The organism is Amycolatopsis sp. CB00013 (assembly GCF_001905755.1).
Lineage (GTDB): Bacteria > Actinomycetota > Actinomycetes > Mycobacteriales > Pseudonocardiaceae > Amycolatopsis > Amycolatopsis japonica.
Map to the genome: position 1 here is coordinate 532,280 of NZ_LIWC01000002.1, position 18,622 is coordinate 550,901.

13 protein-coding genes are annotated in these 18,622 nt (G+C 68.7%); 8 read left to right on the forward strand and 5 right to left on the reverse strand.

From position 1 onward, the window contains the following. Window positions 1-7: 7 nt before the first annotated feature. Window positions 8-3,124, reverse strand: coding sequence for a sensor histidine kinase (locus AMK34_RS12530; protein WP_073846266.1), 3,117 nt, complete (start codon window positions 3,122-3,124; stop codon window positions 8-10). A gap of 649 nt (window positions 3,125-3,773) precedes the next feature. On the opposite strand from AMK34_RS12530, the gene AMK34_RS12535 reads away from it, so the two are divergent. From AMK34_RS12535 to AMK34_RS12555, 5 genes are all read left to right on the forward strand, one after another. After that, window positions 3,774-4,805 carry an ABC transporter substrate-binding protein gene (locus tag AMK34_RS12535; RefSeq protein ID WP_073845343.1) on the forward strand — a complete coding sequence of 344 codons (1,032 nt, stop codon included), beginning with the start codon at window positions 3,774-3,776 and terminating at the stop codon, window positions 4,803-4,805. A gap of 247 nt (window positions 4,806-5,052) precedes the next feature. Continuing rightward, window positions 5,053-6,057, forward strand: coding sequence for an ABC transporter substrate-binding protein (locus AMK34_RS12540; RefSeq protein ID WP_378415006.1), 1,005 nt, complete (start codon window positions 5,053-5,055; stop codon window positions 6,055-6,057). An 8-nt stretch (window positions 6,058-6,065) separates the two neighbouring features. Beyond that, window positions 6,066-6,836, forward strand: a complete 771-nt coding sequence (locus tag AMK34_RS12545) for an ABC transporter permease (protein WP_073845345.1) — start codon at window positions 6,066-6,068, stop codon at window positions 6,834-6,836. Beyond that, complete coding sequence (locus tag AMK34_RS12550) at window positions 6,833-7,666, forward strand: ABC transporter permease (RefSeq protein ID WP_038507840.1); 834 nt, start codon at window positions 6,833-6,835, stop codon at window positions 7,664-7,666. Before AMK34_RS12545 ends, AMK34_RS12550 begins: the two co-directional genes overlap by 4 nt. 19 nt (window positions 7,667-7,685) lie before the next feature. Next, entirely contained in the window at window positions 7,686-8,552 is an 867-nt protein-coding gene (locus AMK34_RS12555) for an ABC transporter ATP-binding protein (protein ID WP_073845347.1), read from the forward strand. Between the two features lie 223 nt (window positions 8,553-8,775). Here AMK34_RS12555 and mdlC read toward each other — a convergent pair whose 3' ends face one another. The 3 genes from mdlC to AMK34_RS12570 form a co-directional block, all read right to left on the reverse strand. After that, window positions 8,776-10,359: a benzoylformate decarboxylase gene (gene mdlC, locus AMK34_RS12560; RefSeq protein ID WP_073845349.1), complete on the reverse strand. Its 1,584-nt coding sequence runs from the start codon at window positions 10,357-10,359 to the stop codon at window positions 8,776-8,778. A gap of 89 nt (window positions 10,360-10,448) precedes the next feature. Further along, window positions 10,449-11,126 carry a copper homeostasis protein CutC gene (locus tag AMK34_RS12565; protein ID WP_073845351.1) on the reverse strand — a complete coding sequence of 226 codons (678 nt, stop codon included), beginning with the start codon at window positions 11,124-11,126 and terminating at the stop codon, window positions 10,449-10,451. A gap of 16 nt (window positions 11,127-11,142) precedes the next feature. Beyond that, window positions 11,143-13,827 (reverse strand): nitrate- and nitrite sensing domain-containing protein, encoded by a 2,685-nt coding sequence (locus tag AMK34_RS12570; protein ID WP_198941672.1) that lies wholly within the window; start codon window positions 13,825-13,827, stop codon window positions 11,143-11,145. A 191-nt stretch (window positions 13,828-14,018) separates the two neighbouring features. On the opposite strand from AMK34_RS12570, the gene AMK34_RS12575 reads away from it, so the two are divergent. Next, window positions 14,019-14,978 (forward strand): ABC transporter substrate-binding protein, encoded by a 960-nt coding sequence (locus AMK34_RS12575; RefSeq protein ID WP_143202438.1) that lies wholly within the window; start codon window positions 14,019-14,021, stop codon window positions 14,976-14,978. Here AMK34_RS12575 and AMK34_RS12580 read toward each other — a convergent pair. After that, the gene (locus AMK34_RS12580; RefSeq protein WP_083649847.1) at window positions 14,975-15,610 is read right to left on the reverse strand and encodes an LppU/SCO3897 family protein; all 636 of its coding nucleotides are present in this window, start codon (window positions 15,608-15,610) and stop codon (window positions 14,975-14,977) included. The genes AMK34_RS12575 and AMK34_RS12580 overlap by 4 nt on opposite strands. An 85-nt stretch (window positions 15,611-15,695) precedes the next feature. Here AMK34_RS12580 and AMK34_RS12585 point away from each other — a divergent pair, with 85 nt between their 5' ends. Together AMK34_RS12585 and AMK34_RS12590 are read left to right on the forward strand one after the other, a co-directional pair. Further along, window positions 15,696-17,342, forward strand: coding sequence for a DNA repair helicase XPB (locus tag AMK34_RS12585; RefSeq protein WP_037335606.1), 1,647 nt, complete (start codon window positions 15,696-15,698; stop codon window positions 17,340-17,342). Between the two features lie 478 nt (window positions 17,343-17,820). Further along, a complete protein-coding gene (locus tag AMK34_RS12590; RefSeq protein ID WP_073846268.1) occupies window positions 17,821-18,576 on the forward strand; it encodes a DUF4253 domain-containing protein in 756 nt (251 codons plus the stop codon). Window positions 18,577-18,622: the final 46 nt, after the last annotated feature.

The following is an 18,622-nucleotide window of genomic DNA, read 5'->3' on the forward strand; positions in this document are numbered from 1 at the left end:
GTCACTGTCACTCCTTACTGCTGTCATCGGCAGAGGTATCCCTGCCGGTCACCGGAACGCCGTTGTCATCCAGCGCATCGAGCGGGCGTTCCTTCAACGCGTGCCGTCCCGACGTGTAGCCCTTCTGGAAGCTTGCCATCCGACTCCGCGCCGCCGTCGCCGAGCGGGCGATCGCACCCGTGCCCGGCATTCCGGAGGTCTTGTCGGCGAACGAGTCTTCCTTCTTCGGCTCGTTCCCGCCGATCGAGCCGGGGACGAGGTACTGGTTCGGCACCCGTTTGGGCAGGCCCGCCGGGGTGATCTCGTCGTTCCGGTCTTCGTACAGGACCTGCGCCGCCTGCCAGCCGTCGTCCGACGCGCTGCGCCAGCCATTGTCCTGGAGCACCGTCTCCGGCGGAACACTCCGCGGGGTCCGAGTGGGCAATGCCTCTTCGGATGTCTCCTCAGTGTCCCTGCCGACGGGTTCCGCCGTTTCGGCGGCACCGTTCGGGGTCCGCACGGGCAGTTCGGACTCGACCGGCTCGGTGTAGGTCGTCGGGGTGTCGCCCCCGGCCTCGTCACCTTCGCTGAACCAGCGCGAGAGCACCGACTGGTAGATCGGCAGCCGCCGCGTGGGCACGTCGTCATCGAGCGCCGACTTGCCCGCGTCCGAAGACTCCGCGGGCTCCTCGGGCTTGTTCCGCGGCTCGACCGGCGTGTACTTCGGCTCCCGCTTCGGCAGCACCAGCGACGCGAACTGGGTCTCGGTGCCGCTGGAGGCGCCGTCGCCGTTCGTCGGCGAGATGTCCTCGGCCGTCGGCCACGCCGGGGCCTCCTCGGCGGGGGACGCGGGGCTGAGGAACGGCCCCGCCGCGTTCTTGCCCGCGACCAGGTCGTCGAGGCTGATCGGCTGGTCGAGCGGGACGAGCCCGCCCTGCGACGCGACCGGTTGCGGAGCGGCCGGCGGCTTCGACGGCGGCGGCGGGGTCATCTCCAGGCCGCGGTCGGACATCGGGATGTTCGGCAGCGACGTCTCGGAGACCGACGGCATCGAAGGCATCGACGTTTCCGAGCGGTTCGACGGCGGCGGGGTGTTGCGCGCGCCGGGCCGCATCTGCGTGAGCAGCTCGGCGGGCACGACGACCCGCGCGATCACGCCGCCTTCGATGTCCTCGTTCTCCCGGAGCCGGACCTCGATGCCGTGGCGGCGCGCCAGGCGCGCGACCACGTACAGGCCCATCCGCCGGGTCACCGAGACGTCCAGGTCCGGCGGGTCGGCCAGGCGCTGGTTGACCTCGGCGAGCCGCTCCTCGGTCATGCCGACACCGTGGTCGGTGACCTGGATGGCGAGCGCCTTCTTGCGGGTGATCACCGCGCGGACGGTCACCTTCGTCTCCGGCTCGGAGAAGTAGGTGGCGTTGTCCAGCAGTTCCGCGAGCACGTGCACGAGGTCGTGGATCGTCAGGCCCTGGACGGCGACCTCGGGGACGATCCCGATCTCGATCCGGGCGTACTGCTCGATCTCCGAGACCGCGGCGCCGATGACGTCGGCGGCGGGCACCGGCTTGGGCACCGACTTCGCGAGACCGGCGCCCGAGAGCACCAGGAGGCTTTCACCGTTGCGGCGCAGCCGCGTGGCGAGGTGGTCGAGCTCGAACAGGCTGGCCAAGTGGTCCGGGTCCTGCTCGTCGGCCTCGAGCCGGTCGATCACGCCCAGCTGGCGTTCCACCAGCCGCTGCGACCGGCGGGACAGGTTCACGAAGATGCCGTTGACGTTCTCGCGCAGGAGGGCCTGTTCGGCGGCCATCTTGACGGCCTGTTCGTGGACGACGTCGAACGACCGCGCCACTTCACCGATCTCGTCACGCGAAGTGACGGGCACCGGCTCGACCGACCGCTTCGAGGCGTTGACCGGGTCCGGGTCGTCGAGGATCGCTTGCACGGTTTCCGGCAGTCGTGTGTAGGCCACGTCGAGCGCCGTCTTCCGCAGCACCCGCAGCGGGCGCAGCATCAGGCGGGCGATGACGAGCATCAGGAACAGCGCCGCGAGCAGCGCCAGCAGCACGATCGCGCCGCCGATCCAGGCCGAGTTGATCGCGTCGGTGGCCAGGCCGTCGGCCTGTGCCCGCAGCTGGCCGAGCAGGTTGGTCTCGACCGCGCGCAGCTTGTCCAGCGCGACCCGGCTGTCGTTGCCGAGGGCGACGTTGTCGATCGCCGGCGGCTCGTTCTGCTGGTGCAGCGAGAACGCCATCGTGGTGATGCGGCGCCGGTCGTCGACCTCGGGACCGGAGAAGGTGTCCGAGTAGAGCTGCCGCTGTTCGGGGCTGGCGTTGTTGAGGAACGCCGCCGTCGAGGCGTCGCCGCTGGCGACCGCCGAACGCGCCTGGTCGAACAGGTCGCCGGGGAAGCCGGAGCGGAAGGAGGCGATCAGCAGCGCCGCGTCACCGCGGGCGATGAACTCCTTGCTCTCACTGATGGCCTGCACGGTGACGCCGAGCCGGAGCACGTCGCGGTTCGCCACCGCGGTGGTCACCTCGCGGCCGAGCTGGACCAGCGAGTCGAGGATGCCGGAGTAGGCGATGAGGATCGGGGTGTCGCCCAGCAGCGAGGTGTTCATCGCGCCGCGCAGCGGGCGCAGGGCGTCGAGCCGCTGCAGACCACGCGAGTAGCGGTCCCTCGTGTCCTGATCGTCCGGGTTGATCTGGTTCGCCGAGGCACGCAGGTCGTCGATGGCGCGGTCGACCTTGGCGATCTGCGCGTCGAGACCGTTCTGGCGCGACGGGTCACCGGAGGCGATCTTGGCGACGGCGAGCGCGCGTTCGCTCTGCAGCTCGTGCACCACGAGGGTGATCTTGTCGGCGAACGCGACCTGATCGGCCGTGTCCTGGAACCGGGCCGCCTCACTGCTGTCGTCGATCACGCGGAGCGTGCCGAGCGCGAGCGCGGTCAGCGTCGGAATGATCAGGACGGCCGCGAGCTTCGATCGCAGACGCCAGTTACGCAGGCCCAGGAACGACCCGGCCTTCCCACCAGGACCGTCTCCGGTTTCCCGCGCAGGGGTCCCTCCCACCCCCGCGGTGTCTTCGTTCGGCACCGCCGCACCACCATCATCTTCATTCGGGCCGGGAAAGCCCATTTTGGACATGCCGTTCTGCTGCTGCCTGGGTCGGTTGTCGGAGACCACTACCCGCACGCTCCTGCCACCCGGCAGGGAGACGTTGGACGCGAGTGCTCACTCTGACGAATGAGGAAGTCGTCTTTGACGCAGTCTCTCAAGTGCACTTGGCCGAAATCCCGCCTGACGTCATTGGTCTATTCGGCCTAACCCGCCAGTGCGCGGGCGCGCACCAGTGAAGCACGGTCGTGTCCGACATCAGGATCGCGTTCGACACAGAGTGCCTTGCACCTCGGGAAAGGTCCAGAGCGTTCGGCCATCCAAGGCACTCTCTTTCACTACATCAGTGGTCCACACCTCACTACCGGTGCATGAGGGTAGCGAACGGGCGGCCCAGATGTAACCCTTCGGTCAAGACCTTCAAGTAAGCCCCGGACGGGTCTTGACCCGTTGACGCTCATTCGTCAACAAGTCCCCGCCTCGAACACGCCCCGTTGTGTTCACTTCTGACAAACAACCTGTTCGGGTGATCGTTACCACTTGGGATCATGGGATGACCACCCATTGTGAGCACAGTGTGTGTTCTCTACAGTGGGCCCGTGACTCGACAAAGAGTCACTTCCGAATTCCACATCAGGCCACGTCATCACGTGTCCTCCCCCTCGATCAGGAGCACCACTTGCTTTCGAAGAAGGCCTTGAGCGCCCGCCTCGGGCGGCCGTCTCGTGGAATGGCGAGGGCGATCGCATTCGCGATGGCGGCCGTCGTCACGACGTCGGTCGGTGGCTGCGGCCTGCTCGGCGGTGACGATTCGTCCTCTTCCGGCGGCTCGGGGAACCTCGAGAAGTCGAAGATCAAGGTCGCCGTGATGTCGACCATCGACCTGGCTCCGCTGCGCCTCGCCCAGGACGGCGGCTACTTCAAGAACGAGGGCCTCGACGTCGAGGCCATCGAGGCGGGCACCGGCCAGATCTCGCTGACCAAGCTGATCGGCGGCGAGGTCGACATCGCGTACGCGAGCTACACGCCGTTCTTCATCGCGATGAGCAAGAACACCGCCGACATCAAGCTGGTCGCGGACGCCTCCTCCGCCGGTCCGAAGAGCACGATGCTGGTCACGCTGCCGACGTCGTCGGTGAAGAGCGTCAGCGACCTGGCGGGCAAGAAGATCGGCATCACCGCGCCGAACACCGTCTCGGACACCCTGTCCAAATCGGTCATGAAGGACCACGGCGTCGACGCCAGCAAGGTCCAGTGGGTGCCGATCCAGCTGCCGAACGTCGGCGCCGCGCTCAAGAACGGCGACATCGACGCCGGCTTCCTGACCGAGCCGTTCATCACCCAGACCGCGAAGCAGGCCGGCACCGTCCCGGTCGTGGACACCGCCACCGGCGCCACCCAGGACTTCCCCACCGCGGGCTACGGCTCGCTCGGCAAGTTCGTGTCGGAGAACCCGAAGACCGTGGCCGCCTTCCAGCGCGCCATGCAGAAGGCCACCCGGGACGCGGCGGACCGCTCCAAGATCGAGCCGCTGCTGGTCAAGTACGCCAGGATCGACCAGGACACCGCCGCGCTGACCACGCTGCTGACGTTCCAGTCCACCCTGGACCCCCGTCGCATCCAGCGGGTCCCGGATCTGCTGCTGCAGATGGGCGCGATCCCGACCAAGATCGACGTCGGCCCGATGATCGCGGCGCAGGCCACCAGCTGACGACGCGGCATTACATCTAATAGTCACATTTCTCGGAAATTGATCACTGAAAGTAATGATGTCCAAGCGGGTGATCAGGTGATCGGGCGAATGGCCTAAAATGATCACCCGCTCACGACACCCATTGTGAGCAGGTGGGCAAATCTCTAAGGTGACCGCGTGCCTGGCGGAATGAAGCCACGACACGGATGAAAAAACCCAACGGTGATTCATTGTTTCCGAGGAGCTGGCTTTGTTTCGAAACGCCATGAGCAGGAACGGTGCACGTAGAGGACGGGGTGCCGTCGGCGTCGCCCTGAGCGCGCTCATGCTGGCCACCTTGGGCGCCTGTGGCGCACTCGGCGGCGAGGACACGTCCAAGGCGTCGGGTGGGGAAGGCGGCCTTGAGAAGGCGAAGATCAAGGTGGCCCTGCTGCCCGTCGTCGACCTCGCGCCGCTGCGGCTGGCGCAGGAGGGCGGCTACTTCAAGGCCGAAGGTCTCGAGGTCGAAGCGGTCGACGCGCCCAGCGGCCAGCAGGCGATGACCAAGATGATCGGTGGCGAGGTCGACATCGCCTTCTCCACCTACATGCCGTTCTTCGTCGCGAAGAGCAAGGGCGCGGCCGACATCCGGCTCGTCGCCGACTCGGTCTCGGCCAGCCCCAAGAGCAACGCGGTCGTCACCGTGCCGACCTCGTCGGTCAAGACGATCAACGACCTCGCGGGCAAGAAGATCGCGATCACCGACAAGAACACCGCCTCCCACCTGCTCACCGTCTCGGTGATGAAGGACCACGGCGTCGACACCAGCAAGGTCCAGTGGGTGCCGATGGCGCTGCCGAACATCGCCGCGGCGCTCTCGTCGGGCCAGGTCGACGCTGGCTACCTGCCCGAGCCGTTCCTGACCCAGGCCTCCAAGGTCGTCGGCGCGACCCCGGTCGTCGACATCTCGACCGGTGCCACGCAGGACTTCCCCCTGGCGGGCTTCGGCGCGCTCGGGTCCTTCGTGGACAAGAACCCCAAGACGCTGGCCGCGTTCCAGCGCGCACTGGGCAAGGCCGTGCGCGACGCGGCCGACCGCTCCAAGATCGAACCCCTCATCGTCAAGTACGCCAGGGTCGACGCTGAAACCGCCTCACTGCTCACGCTGCCGACGTTCGGGTCCACTCTGGACGCCCGTCGCCTGCAGCGGGTACCGGATCTGCTGCTGCAGACCGGAGTGATCGGGGCCAAGCTCGACGCCGCTCCGATGCTCGCCCCTCAAGCTGGATAAAGGTAAAGGTGTCACGACTTCTCCGTGCCCTTGCCGGTCTGGCCGGTTTCTTCCTCGTCTGGGAAGTGATCGTCCAGGCCGGCCTGGTCCGTAAAGAGTTCCTCCCCCCGCCGTCGGTCGTCCTCGTGACGATCGTCGAACAGTTCGGTGAGACCCAGTTCGTCCGGGACCTGATCGCCACGTTCCTCGCGTGGGCGATCGCCCTGCTGATCGCGGTCGCCATCGCGGTTCCCGCCGGCCTGCTGCTCGGCAGCATCCCCGGCCTGCGCACGGCGACCGCGGTGGTCATCGAGTTCCTGCGGCCGATCCCCGCCGTCGCGCTGATCCCGCTGGTGCTCCTGCTGATCGGCGGCGGGCCCGAGGCGAAGATCACGCTGGCCGTGTACGCGTCGTTGTGGCCCATCATGTTCAACACGATCTACGCGCTCGGCGAGATCGACCCCGTGCTGCTGGAGACCGCGAAGGCCTGCGGCACGAGCAAGTTCCGGACGCTGACGTCGGTGGCGCTGCCGCATACCGCGCCGTTCGTGTTCACCGGGGTCCGGCTGTCCGCCAACATCGCGCTGATCGCGGTGGTCAGTACCGAGTTCCTCGCCGGGGCCAAACTCGGCATCGGCAACTTCATCATGCAGGCCAGCACCGGCTCCACCAGGTTCGACCTCGTGCTCGCCGGCACCGTGGTGGTCGGCGCGCTCGGCTTCCTCATCAACGGCGGGCTCGAGATGATCGGCAGGCGGGCGTTCCGCTGGAGCACGGTCGACCGGGAGGCGGTCTCGTGACGACCCTCACGCTGACCAGCCGCGTCGGCAGGCGCGTGGGCCGGGGTATCGGCATCCTCGTCCGCAACTGGCTGCTCTTCTTCGCCCTGATCGGGATCTGGGAGCTCGCGACCCGGCTCGGGGAAAGCCCGTTCTTCCCGCCGCCGAGCGAGATCCTGAGCGCTTCGGCGAAACTGTGGTTCACCGGCCCGGCCTCGCAGCTGTTCCTGACCGACACGGTGTTCGACAACGTGCTCCCCAGCCTCGGCCGGACGCTCGGCGGCTGGCTGCTGGCCGGCGCGTTCGGTGTCGCGCTGGGTGTCCTCTTGGGACGGTCCAAGACGGGAATGGACTACGTCGGGCCGCTTTTCGCGTTCTTCCGCTCGGTCCCGCCACCCGCCCTGATCCCGGTGTTCATCGTCCTTTTCGGACTCGGACCGGGGATGCAGACCGGGTCGATCATCTTCGGCGCGATCTGGCCGGTACTGCTCAACACCGTGGACGGCGTCCGGTCGGTGGACCAGGTGAAGATCGACACCGCGAAGTCGTTCCGGACCCCGCGGTCGTACTGGGTGCGCTCGATCGTGCTCCCCGCCGCCGGGCCGAAGATCTTCGCCGGCCTGCGGCTGAGCCTGTCCATCTCCCTGCTGCTGATGGTGATCTCGGAGCTGGTCGGCTCCTACAACGGCATCGGCCGGTCCCTGATGGACGCCCAGCAGGCGTTCGACTTCCCGCTCATGTGGTCGTGGCTGGTCCTGCTCGGACTGCTCGGCTTCGGGTTCAACGCGGCCTTCCTCGCGGTGGAGCAGAGAGTGCTTCGCTGGCAGCCCACCCGCAACGGCCGTATCTAGCTTTCGAAGGGTCAGCAAGATGTCAACCATGCTCGAAGTCTCCGGGCTGAACCACCGGTACGGCGCGGGAGAAAAGGCGCACATCGCGGTCAACGATCTGTCGTTCACCGTGGAAGCGGGACAGCTCGCGAGCATCGTCGGCCCGTCGGGCTGCGGCAAGTCCACGCTCCTGCGCTGCATCGCCGGGCTGATCAAGCCGACGTCCGGCCGCGTCAGCCTGCACGGCGACGACGTCTCCGGCGTGCCGGAGGACCTGGCCGTGGTGTTCCAGGACTACAGCCGCTCGCTGTTCCCGTGGCTCTCGGTCGCGAAGAACGTCGAGTTCCCCTTGCGGTGGCGTAACTTGAGCCGCGCGGAGCGCCGGACGCGGGCACAGGAGGCGCTGGAATCGGTCGGCCTGTCCGGGGTCGGCTCGAAGTTCCCGTGGCAGCTCTCGGGCGGTATGCAGCAGCGTGTGTCGATCGCGCGGGCGCTGGCCAGCCGTCCCGCCCTGCTGCTGATGGACGAGCCGTTCGCGTCGGTCGACGCGCAGACGCGGTTCGAACTCGAGGACCTGACGCGGCGCGTGCAGCGCGAGAACGGGAGCACGGTCCTCGTCGTCACGCACGACATCGACGAGAGCGTCTACCTGTCTGACCGCGTGCTGGTGCTGTCGAAGTCGCCCGCGAAGATCGTCGCGGACCTGCCGGTCGGGCTGCCCGCGGAGCGGGACCAGATCACCACTCGCGAGTCCGCCGAGTTCGTGACGCTGCGCGGTGAGGTCGCGCGACTGCTGCACGGTGGCGCCCCGGAAGCGGCCGCCGCCGCTTCGGACGCGGCCGAGTACGAGCTGGCGCAGCAGGAAGCGGCCGCCGACGCCGACGCCGAGGTGCGCGCCAAGAGCTGAAGTACGTGAAGGCCCCCTTCCTTGCGTCCAGCGCAAGGAAGGGGGCCTTCACGTACTTCTCGGGGTGGTGCTGCGGGCCGAGCAGGCGTTGCGAAAGCCACTTTCGCAACGTTGAAGGTTGCGAAAGTGGCTTTCGCAACGCTCCGCAGGGGATCACAACCACGCGACGCGATGAAGGGCGCTTTCCCCGCATGTGATGCGGGGAAAGCGCCCTTCAGCCCTCTCAGTACAGCGTGCGCGGGTTCGCGTCGATGCGGACGTGCACCAGATGCGGCCGCTCGTCCGGCAGCGCCGCTTCCAGCGTCGGCTTGAGGTCCTCGGCCTTCTCGACGACCGACGTCCGCAGCCCCAGGCTCTTCGCCAGCGCGGGGAAATCGATGCCGCCGAGGTCGACACCCGGCACCTTCTCGCCGCCCGCGGCCTCGCCGAGGATGCGCACGGCGGCGTACTGCGAATTGTCGAAGATCACGAACGTCACCGGCAGGTTGTGCTGCGCGGCCGTCCACAGTGCCTGGACGCAGTACATGCTCGACCCGTCGCCGAGGATCGCCACGACCTTGCGGTCCGGGCGGGCCAGCGCGGCGCCGACGGCGGCCGGGAGACCGTAGCCGAGGGTGCCGCTGGCGACGGTGAGGAAGCCGGTGTCGGTGGACTTGATCGGCAGGTGGTCGTGCAGTTCGTTGCGGTGGCTCGGCGTCTCCTCGACGACGATCGCGTCGTCCGGCAGGACTTCCGAGATCACCGAGTAGGCGAAGCCGGGCGTGATCGGCGTGACCGCGGCGGGCTTCTCATGCCGGGTGCGGGATTTCGGCGCTTCCCGCGGCGCGGCACGCTCCAGCAACGCGCGGATGGTGAGCTTCGGCGTCGCACGGATCCCGGTGCCTTCCGCGGCCCTGGCGAGGATCTGCTCGTCGTCGCTGACCAGGAACAGCGGCGGCAGCGCGGTTTCCGACTCGCCGCGGTACACGTGGTAGGTGAACGCCGGGGCGCCGATGACGACCACGAGATCGTGGTCCGCCAGCGCGCTCGCGAGCATTTTCCGTTCCGGCTGAAGGAATCCGAAGAACTGCGGGTGGTCCTCGGGGAAGGAGCAGCGCGCCCCCATCGGCGGCGCCCAGACCCCGGCGCCGACCTTCTCGGCCAGCTCGACGACGTCCGGCACGGCGCCTTCACCGTCGATACCGGGGCCGACCACGATCGCCGGGCGCTCGGCGGCGTCCAAAGCCGACACCAGTTCGTCCAAAGCGGACGGATCGGGCGCGAAACCGCGGATCTGCGGCCGGGACACGATCGGCTTCGTGGTCTCGACGTCCCAGTCGTCCACGGGCACCGAAACGAACACCGGCCCCATGGGCGCCTGCGTCGCGATGTGATACGCCCGCGCCAGCGCCGCCGGGACGTCCTCCGCCCTGGCGGGCTCGCAGCTCCACTTCACGTACGGCTTGGGGAAGTTCGCCGCCTCGACGGCGCCGAGGAAGGGATCGTCCGGCAGCAGCGACCTGGTCTGCTGGCCGGCGAGGATGATCAGCGGCGCGTTGTTGCGGTACGCGGTGAAGATATGCCCGAGCGCGTGCCCGACCCCGCCCGCGGAGTGCAGGTTCACCAGCGCCGCCCGCCTGCTCGCGCGGGCGTACCCGTCGGCCATCGCGACGACGGACGCCTCGTGGAGCGCGAGCACGTAGGTGAAGTCGTCGGGCCACTCCGTGAGGAAGGCGATCTCGGTCGTCCCGGGATTGCCGAAAACGGTGGTCAGGCCCAGATCGCGCAGCAGTTCCCTGGTCGCGTCACGTACGGTGCGGGTAGCCATGGCCACACGCTATCTGGTCGATACCCGATAGTTGAAGATGCAACCTCGTATCACCGTGTGTGGTCTGGACCTGACCCGGTGCGTCCGGCCTACTCCTTGACCAGCGCGGCCCATTCGCGCACGGCGGCGACGTCCACATCGGACTCCCACCCGCCCGGCCGGACCGCGCTGCCGACGTGGAACGCGCCGACCCCGCCCGCCCGCAGCAGGTGCACCTGCTGCGCCCGCAGGCCGCCGCCGACGAGCAGCCGCGGCCCGTCCTCTCGCCGGGCGAGCCGCTGCAGGACTGAAAGCCCGTGCGCCACACCGTGCGGATGCCCGGCCGCGAGCACCGTGTCGCAGCCGAGCGCGGTCAGCCGGTCGTAGGCGCGCAACGGGTCCCGCGCGCGGTCGATGGCGCGGTGGAAGGTCCACGGCAGCCCGTCGAGCTCCTTGACCAGCGTCTCGCAGGCCTCCACGTCGATTTCGCTTTCCAGGTCCAGGAAACCGAAGACGAACTCCCGCGCGCCCGCGTCGATCAGGCGCCCGGCGTCCGCGCGCAGCCCGTCGAGGTCACCGGCGGCGAAGGACATGTTGTCGCGCAGCATGACCCGCACCGGGAGATCGGTGGCGGCGAGTACGTCGCGCAGCGTCTCGACCGACGGCGTGAGACCGTCGCTGGCCATGTCGCTGACCAGTTCGAGGCGATCGGCCCCGCCCTCCTGTGCGCGCTCCGCGTCCACCGCGGTCAGCGCGATCACTTCCAGCAGGCCGGATTTCGGGCTCATGGACCATCCAATTCGCTTATACCGAGGGGTTGTCGTCACCCCTGGCGTGGCGACCGCGCCGGAAACCGCCTTGCAGGCTGGTCATCCGTTCGCGGACCGCTTCGGGGGAAAGTGAGAGTATCGGCCTCTCCCCCAGCGGTTTCTCCGGCCTGTCGTCCTGCGACCGCGCCTCGGGGACGACGGCGGGCAGCACCGGCCAGGTCTCCTCCGCCCCGTCCTCCTGCTCCAGCTCGGCGGGCGTCGGCCAAGCGGGCTCGGGTTCCGGCGCCTTTTCCTTGGGCTCCTTCGGTTCCAGCGGCTTCAGCGTCGGCTCGGTCGGCTCGTCCGGATCCTGCGCCGGCTCATCGGGCACGACGTTCTTCACCGGTTCGAATGACGGCAAGGAGGGCGGGCCGGGTTCGGCGGGCGAAGGACCTTCGCGCGGGCCTCCGTGGTCGAACCACTGCGAAAGCACGCTCTGGTACTTGGGCATCCGCTCGGTCGGCGAGTCCAGTTCGAGATGGTTGACGGCGTCGTCGTCCGAGGACGGCCACTCCGGCTGGGTCTCGCGCTCGACGACCGGCGCACGTCGCAGCGGCCCGGGGTCCAGCACGGGCGCGAACCGCGATTCCTCGGCGCTCTCCTGGGGTTCGGGCAGCGGCGGGACTTCCAGCGGGGGTTCGGGCTCCGGCTCCGGCACGACGACGGTGACGGGCGGGGGCTCCGGCAGCGGAGCCGGCCGGGGCGCTTCGACGATGAGCTCGGCGGGCACGACGACCACCGCGGTGATCCCGCCGCCGTCGGCGGACCGCAGGCGGACGTCGATATGGTGCCGGACGGCCAGCGTCGCGACCACGAACAGGCCCATCCGCCGGGACACCTCGACGTCGACGTCCGGCGGGTTCGCCAGCCGCGTGTTGGTCCGGTCGATCTCCGCCTGCGGCATGCCCGCGCCGTGGTCGGTGATCTCGATCTGCCATTCGCCGCGGTCGGTCTCGTGCCCCTCGACCTGCACCATCGTGCTCTGGTCCGAATAGCGGGTCGCGTTCTCCAGCAGCTCGGAGACCACGTGCACGAGGTCGTTGACGGCCTCGCCGCGCACCGCGATCCGCGGCGCCGCGCCGAGTTCGATCCGCTGGTAGTGCTCGACCTCCGACAGCGCGGCGCCGATGATCTCGTCGGCGACCACGGCACCGCCGTCCTCACGGACGACGTCGGTTCCGGAGAGCACCAGCAGGTTCTCGCTGTTGCGGCGCATCCGGGTCGCGAGATGGTCGAGTTCGAAGAGGCCGGCGAGAGTGTCGGGATCCTGTTCGTCGGCCTCCATACGGTCCAAAACGGACAGCTGCCGCTCGACGAGATCCTGGCTCCGCTGCGACAGGTTCACGAACATCGCGTTGATGTTCTCCCGCAGCATGGCCTGTTCGCCCGCGAGCCGGACGGCCTCGCCGTGCACCGCGTCGAACGCGCGCGCCACCTGGCCGAGTTCCTCGCGGCTGAACACCGGGACGGGCGCGACGGCCAGCCGCCGCCGCAGGTTCTCCGGCTGCGGTTCGGGATCGCTCAGCAGACCTTCGACAGCCGCCGGGAGCTGATGCTCGGCGACCTGGAGCGCGCTGCGGCGCAGGATCCGCAACGGCCGCAGCAGCGAACGCGCGATGATCACCGACAGCACACCGGCGACGATCAGCACGGCGAGCACGATGCCGCCGTCCCAGATCGCGGACGTCCTCGCGCGCGCCGCGAGGGCGTCGGTGCGTTCCTGGAGCTGGACGAGCAGCGCCTGCTGCACCTGATGGGCCAGATTGACCGTGTACGTGGCCGAGGTGTCCCACTGGTTCGGGTCCAGCCCGCCGAGCCCCTGGTCGTTCTCGGCGCGGATGAGCGCCGATTCCACCATGTCGTTGCCGATGTCGACGATCAGGCCGATGACCGTGTCGTCGTACATGCGCTGCTGTTCGGGCGTCGCGAAGGTGCGGTAGTCGCTGCGGGCGGCGGCGAGTTCGGCCTCCGCGCCGAGCAGCGCGCGGGTCCGGTCCCGGTTGAGGCCACCCTGCGCGAGCGCGGCCGCCATGATCGCGCGTTTGACCGACATCTGATCCTTGACCCGCGCGAGCGCGTTGCCCGCGAGGCGGAGCTTCCCCAGATCCGGGTCGGAGACGTCGGCCGCGGTGGCGTCGCTGATGTCGAGCAGGCCGGAGATGAGCTCGCTGTAGGACCGCAGCACCGCGTCGGCGGGAAAAGCCGAGTGTTCCGCGGAAAAGCGGAGCCCGGTCAGCACGCGCAGGCGGTCGCTGGTCTGCTGCAGGCTCGTCGCGGCCTTGTCGCCGAGCCTGCTCTTGCTCTCACCGAGCGTGCGGTCGAACGTGCCGATGGCTTCGTCGGCCCGTTTGCGCTGCTCGGTCAATTCGGAAAGATCGCCCTTGCGATCGCCCGCGACGAACCGGACGGTGAGGTCGCGTTCGCGCTGAAGCTGATGCACCGCTTCGGCGACGGTGCTGTCGACCCGGCCGCGGGTGGCGAATTCGGCCAGCTGCCGCGCGTCCCGCAGATCCGAGTTGACCCGGAGCCCGACGAGGGCGACCACCGCGAGCGCGGGAATCAGGAGTACCACGAAGAGTTTGGTACGCAGGTGCCAGTTCCGCAGCCGCCAGCGGCCGCCGACACGAGGATGCCGTTCCGCCGCGTCGCCCCCACGGGGACGCTTGTCGCGACGGGCCACCTGGTTTCCTTTTCCCACCACGGGACCCTTTCCCATGGCTGACATCGGGGACGAGAGCCCGAACCTACTGTAGAGTAACAAGGTTCGAGAACGATCGAAAGCCGCGCCATCCGGCGTCTCCCGCAGGCGATCGTATGGGGCACGGACCATACGATCCAGAAGGAGGAGCACATTCTCTCGGTAGGTGAGCGGTGACGAAGATGCGTGTCTTGGCGATTCCGCTGGTAGCGGCTCTGCTGGCGACCGCCGGTTGCGGAGTGTTTTCAGGTGGTGACGCAAGCACCGACGCGCCACTCGAACGGACGGAACTGCGCATCGGCGTCGGAAGCCCCATCGACACGGCACCGTTGCGGGTCGCCGTCGCCGACGGGAAGTTCACCGCGGCCGGCCTTTCCGTGACCCTCGTCGAGGTTCCCGGCGACCAGGCGATCGGCAAACTCTCCGCCGGCGAGGTCGACCTGGCGTTCGCCAGCGACGTGTCCATCTTCCGCGCCGCCGCGGCGGGGACGGCGTTGCAGTTGCAGGGCGAGGCCTACACCGCCGGCCGCAACACCATGGCGCTCGTCACACTCCCCGGCTCCGACTACACCGAACCGACGCTCAAGAAGTCACCGAAGATCGCGGTGAACATGCTCGACGACGTCGGCGTGCTGGCGGCCAGGTCGGTGCTGGGGACCGCGGGCGTCGACGTGAACCGGATCCAGTTCAAGCAGAACCCGTTCGACCGGATGCCGCAGGCGTTGCAGGCGGGCGAGGTCGACGCCGCGTGGATGGTCGAGCCGTACATCACCAGGGCCGAGAAGGAACTCGGGGCGAGCATCCTCGCCGACGGCGCCCGCGGCGCGACCCTGGACTTCCCGATGTCGTCCTACGTTTCGATGGGAGCTTTCGCCCAAGCCAACGCCCGCACGCTCACGGTGTTCCGGAAGGTGCTCGGCGAGGCGCAGGTGCGCGCGGCCGACCCCGCCGTCGTCCGCGACGCGCTGCCGTCGTTCTCCGACATCGACCGGACGACGGCTTCGCTGATCTCGCTCGGGACGTACCCGGTCTCCCTCAACGGCATCCGGCTGCAGCGCGTCGCCGATCTGATGCACAACTCGGGCAGTCTCGGCGCCCGGCTCGACGTGCAGTCGATGGTGGCGCGACCCTAAATGTTCTCCCCGGTCGGCCTGAGGCAAACGGTGCGCTCGGGCGGCCCGGTGTAGTGCAGGGCGGTGTCTTCCGACGAACAGGCGGTCTCCGACGATCCCCGCGTGACGACCGCCCGGGCCTCCGCGCTGATGTCGGTGCAGCGGACCTTCGCGATCCGCGTCTCGTGCACGACGTCGCGCAGGCAATCCCCGGTCTCGACGTTCAGCGCGAGACAGAGCGTCTTCTTGGCCGTCCGGCTGGACGAGGTCCCGTACAGCTCGAACTGGATGTAATCCGCGTCGCGGCAGTCGGACGAACCCGTCCTCACCTCGTCGATGCGGAAGGTCGCGCGGTTCGAGCTGCAACTGGCCGTCGTGTAGCTCTGGTTGCCGCCCGCCTCGTCGGTCAGGTACAGGCATTTGCCCGCCTCGACCGTGGCGAAACTGCTCGACCGCGAAATACCCCAGGCGGCCAGGCTCCCCAGGCCCAGCGCGAGGACCACACCCAGCACGATCGACACCCTGGCCAGCACGCTCAGCGGGGCCGGTTTCGGGAACGGCGTCGGCGGGGCCGCCTCCGGCATCGGGGGCAGGGGCGCGGGCGCGTGGAACGGGTCGTACTCGGGCGTCCCGCCGGTCGGTGTAGTCGTCAAGGTCCCCTCCAGTCACCTTGCGTCCATCCTTCCACCAGCGGTGCCGCGACGGGAGCCGGTGTGGCCGGAACGTATAAAGGAGGATGTGACCGATGGCCCGCTGATCGTCCAATCCGACAAGACCGTGCTCCTCGAGGTCGACAACAGCCAGGCCGACGACGCGCGGATCGCCATCGCGCCGTTCGCCGAACTGGAACGCGCGCCCGAGCACGTCCACACCTACCGGATCACGCCGCTCGCGTTGTGGAACGCCCGCGCGGCGGGTCACGACGCCGAACAGGTCGTCGACGCGCTGACCACGTACTCGCGGTTCCCCGTGCCGCAGCCGCTGCTCATCGACATCGTGGACACGATGGGCCGCTTCGGGCGGCTGCAGATCGCCAACCACCCGGCGCACGGCCTGGTCATGTCGACCATCGACCGCGCGGTGCTGGAGGAGATCCTCCGGCACAAGAAGATCAGCCCGATGCTGGGCGCGCGTATCGACGACGACACCGTCGTCGTGCACCCGTCCGAACGCGGACGGCTCAAGCAGGCGCTGCTGAAGGTCGGCTGGCCAGCGGAAGACCTCGCCGGTTACGTCGACGGCGAAGCGCATCCGATCGACCTCGCCGAGGACGACTGGGAGCTGCGCGACTACCAGCGCAAGGCCGCCGAGGCGTTCTGGGCGGGCGGATCCGGCGTCGTCGTGCTGCCGTGCGGCGCGGGCAAGACCCTGGTCGGCGCCGCGGCCATGGCACACGCGAAGGCGACCACGCTGATCCTGGTGACGAACACCGTCGCCGGCCGGCAATGGAAGCGAGAGCTGGTCGCGCGGACCTCGCTCACCGAGGAGGAGATCGGCGAATACTCCGGGGAGAAGAAGGAGATCCGGCCGGTCACCATCGCGACGTACCAGGTGGTCACGCGCAAGACCAAGGGCGAGTACAAGCATCTGGACCTGTTCGATTCGCGGGACTGGGGCCTGGTGGTCTACGACGAGGTCCACCTGCTGCCCGCGCCCGTCTTCCGGATGACCGCGGACCTGCAGTCGCGGCGGCGGCTCGGGCTCACCGCGACCCTCGTGCGCGAGGACGGCCGCGAAGGCGACGTGTTCTCCCTGATCGGCCCGAAGCGATACGACGTCCCGTGGCGCGACATCGAGGCGCAGGGCTGGATCGCACCGGCCGAGTGCACCGAAGTCCGCGTGACGCTGACGGACGCCGAGAGACTCGCGTACGCGACGGCCGAGGCCGAGGAGCGGTACAAGCTGGCGGCGACCGCGGACACCAAGACCAAGGTGATCAAATCGCTGGTCGACCGGCATCCCGGCGAGCCGACGCTGGTCATCGGGGCCTACCTCGACCAGCTGGAGATGATCGGCGACGAACTCGACGCGCCGGTGATCCAGGGCGCGACGCGGAACAAGGAACGCGAGGAACTCTTCGACGCGTTCCGGCGCGGCGAGATCAGGACACTGGTCGTTTCGAAGGTCGCGAACTTCTCGATCGACCTGCCGGAGGCGTCGGTCGCCATCCAGATCTCCGGGACGTTCGGCTCGCGGCAGGAGGAGGCGCAGCGGCTCGGGCGGCTGTTGCGGCCCAAGGGCGACGGACGGCAGGCGCACTTCTACTCGGTCGTCTCGCGGGACACCGTCGACACGGAGTACGCGGCGCACCGGCAGCGGTTCCTGGCGGAACAGGGGTACGCGTACCGGATCGTGGACGCGGACGACCTGCTGCGCCCGATGTAGGGGCTTCGCTTCGGCTCGCGGTGGGCGTGAGTGCTCCTGCTGTCCGTGAAGGCCTCCTTGAGGGACTCTGGGTCCCTCAAGGAGGCCTTCACGGCATTTCGGGCATTGCCCCCTGGGCAAGGTGTCCTGAAGGCCTCCCTTGAGACGTTCATCGTCCCGAAGTAGGCCTTCACGGCATCCGACCACCCGCCGGCGTGTGGCAAGAGAGCAAGGGACCTTTGCTACCACTTGCGGCTCCGCCCCAGCCCCAAGTCCGTGAAGGCCTCCTTCCCTACCCTGAAAGTAGTGAAGGAGGCCTTCACGGCATTCCGGGCACCCAACACGACGAGTCCACTGTGGACACCAGCTGGTGCACGTGTGACTCCAGCGACGTCTGAGGCGGCCACCCCGAGATCCCGCAAACGGGGTATCGAAAACTGTCGGTGCTTCGAACTAGTGTTCGGTAGAGTTGACCGAACACCAGTTCGAGGGGAAGCCGATGACCATCGCACCGTTCCGACCGGGTACACCACCAGTCCAGACCCTGCCGCCCGGCCGGTGGCACGGCCGGATCTGGGTTTCCGACCTGCCATTGGCCAGGCCGGAGCGCTACACCGGCTGCGTCGCCGAGTTCGACCGGTCCGGGCTGTGGCCGGTGCTGATCCCGCACGACCAGCGGTTCGCGGCCAACGGCGAGGACTGGATCGACGACCGCGGCAGGCTCGCCCCCGCCGACCACCGGATCGGCTCGGTGGATCCGGCCGAGGTGCTGGCCCGCTGGTGGGACACGTCGTGCTGCGACGGAGCCTGCCTGCGCCCGTTCGGCGCGAAGTTCCCCGGCCTCGCCCGCCGTCCGTCACGCCGGGCGGATCCGCTGGCCGAGGCGGGCAACACCGGGTCGATCCTGGCCGCGCGCGGGCAGCACCGGCTGGCATTGGTGCAGACCGAGCGGCCCGCCGACATCCCGGCGATCCTCGGCTGGACGGGCATGATCAAGGCGACCGATCAGGTCCACGAGCTGTCCGCCGTCCTGCGCAGCTGGGAAGACCGCTTCGGCGCGACGCTCACGGTGCTGGGCTTCGATTCGATGGAGCTGTCGGTGGCCGCGCCGCCGCGGACCCAGGGCCGCGCGCTCACGGTCGCCGCCGAGCACCGCTCGTTCTGTCTGCCGTCGTTCGCCGGCCAGCCGGGCAATCTGCGCGAGTTCGCGGCCAACCTCGTCCAGACACGCCGGTGGCGGTTCTCGTGGGCGTGAGTGGTCGTTTATCCCGAGGTGAGAGGGGGAATCAGGGCGACACGGG

What these genes read in the sequence shown, in the direction of transcription:
- AMK34_RS12530 (WP_073846266.1), bottom strand. Translation starts at nt 3,124, where the DNA reads ATGTCCAAAATGGGCTTTCCCGGCCCGAATGAAGATGATGGTGGTGCG.
- AMK34_RS12540 (WP_378415006.1), top strand. Translation starts at nt 5,053, where the DNA reads ATGAGCAGGAACGGTGCACGTAGAGGACGGGGTGCCGTCGGCGTCGCC.
- AMK34_RS12555 (WP_073845347.1), top strand. Translation starts at nt 7,686, where the DNA reads ATGTCAACCATGCTCGAAGTCTCCGGGCTGAACCACCGGTACGGCGCG.
- mdlC (WP_073845349.1), bottom strand. Translation starts at nt 10,359, where the DNA reads ATGGCTACCCGCACCGTACGTGACGCGACCAGGGAACTGCTGCGCGAT.
- AMK34_RS12565 (WP_073845351.1), bottom strand. Translation starts at nt 11,126, where the DNA reads ATGAGCCCGAAATCCGGCCTGCTGGAAGTGATCGCGCTGACCGCGGTG.
- AMK34_RS12590 (WP_073846268.1), top strand. Translation starts at nt 17,821, where the DNA reads ATGACCATCGCACCGTTCCGACCGGGTACACCACCAGTCCAGACCCTG.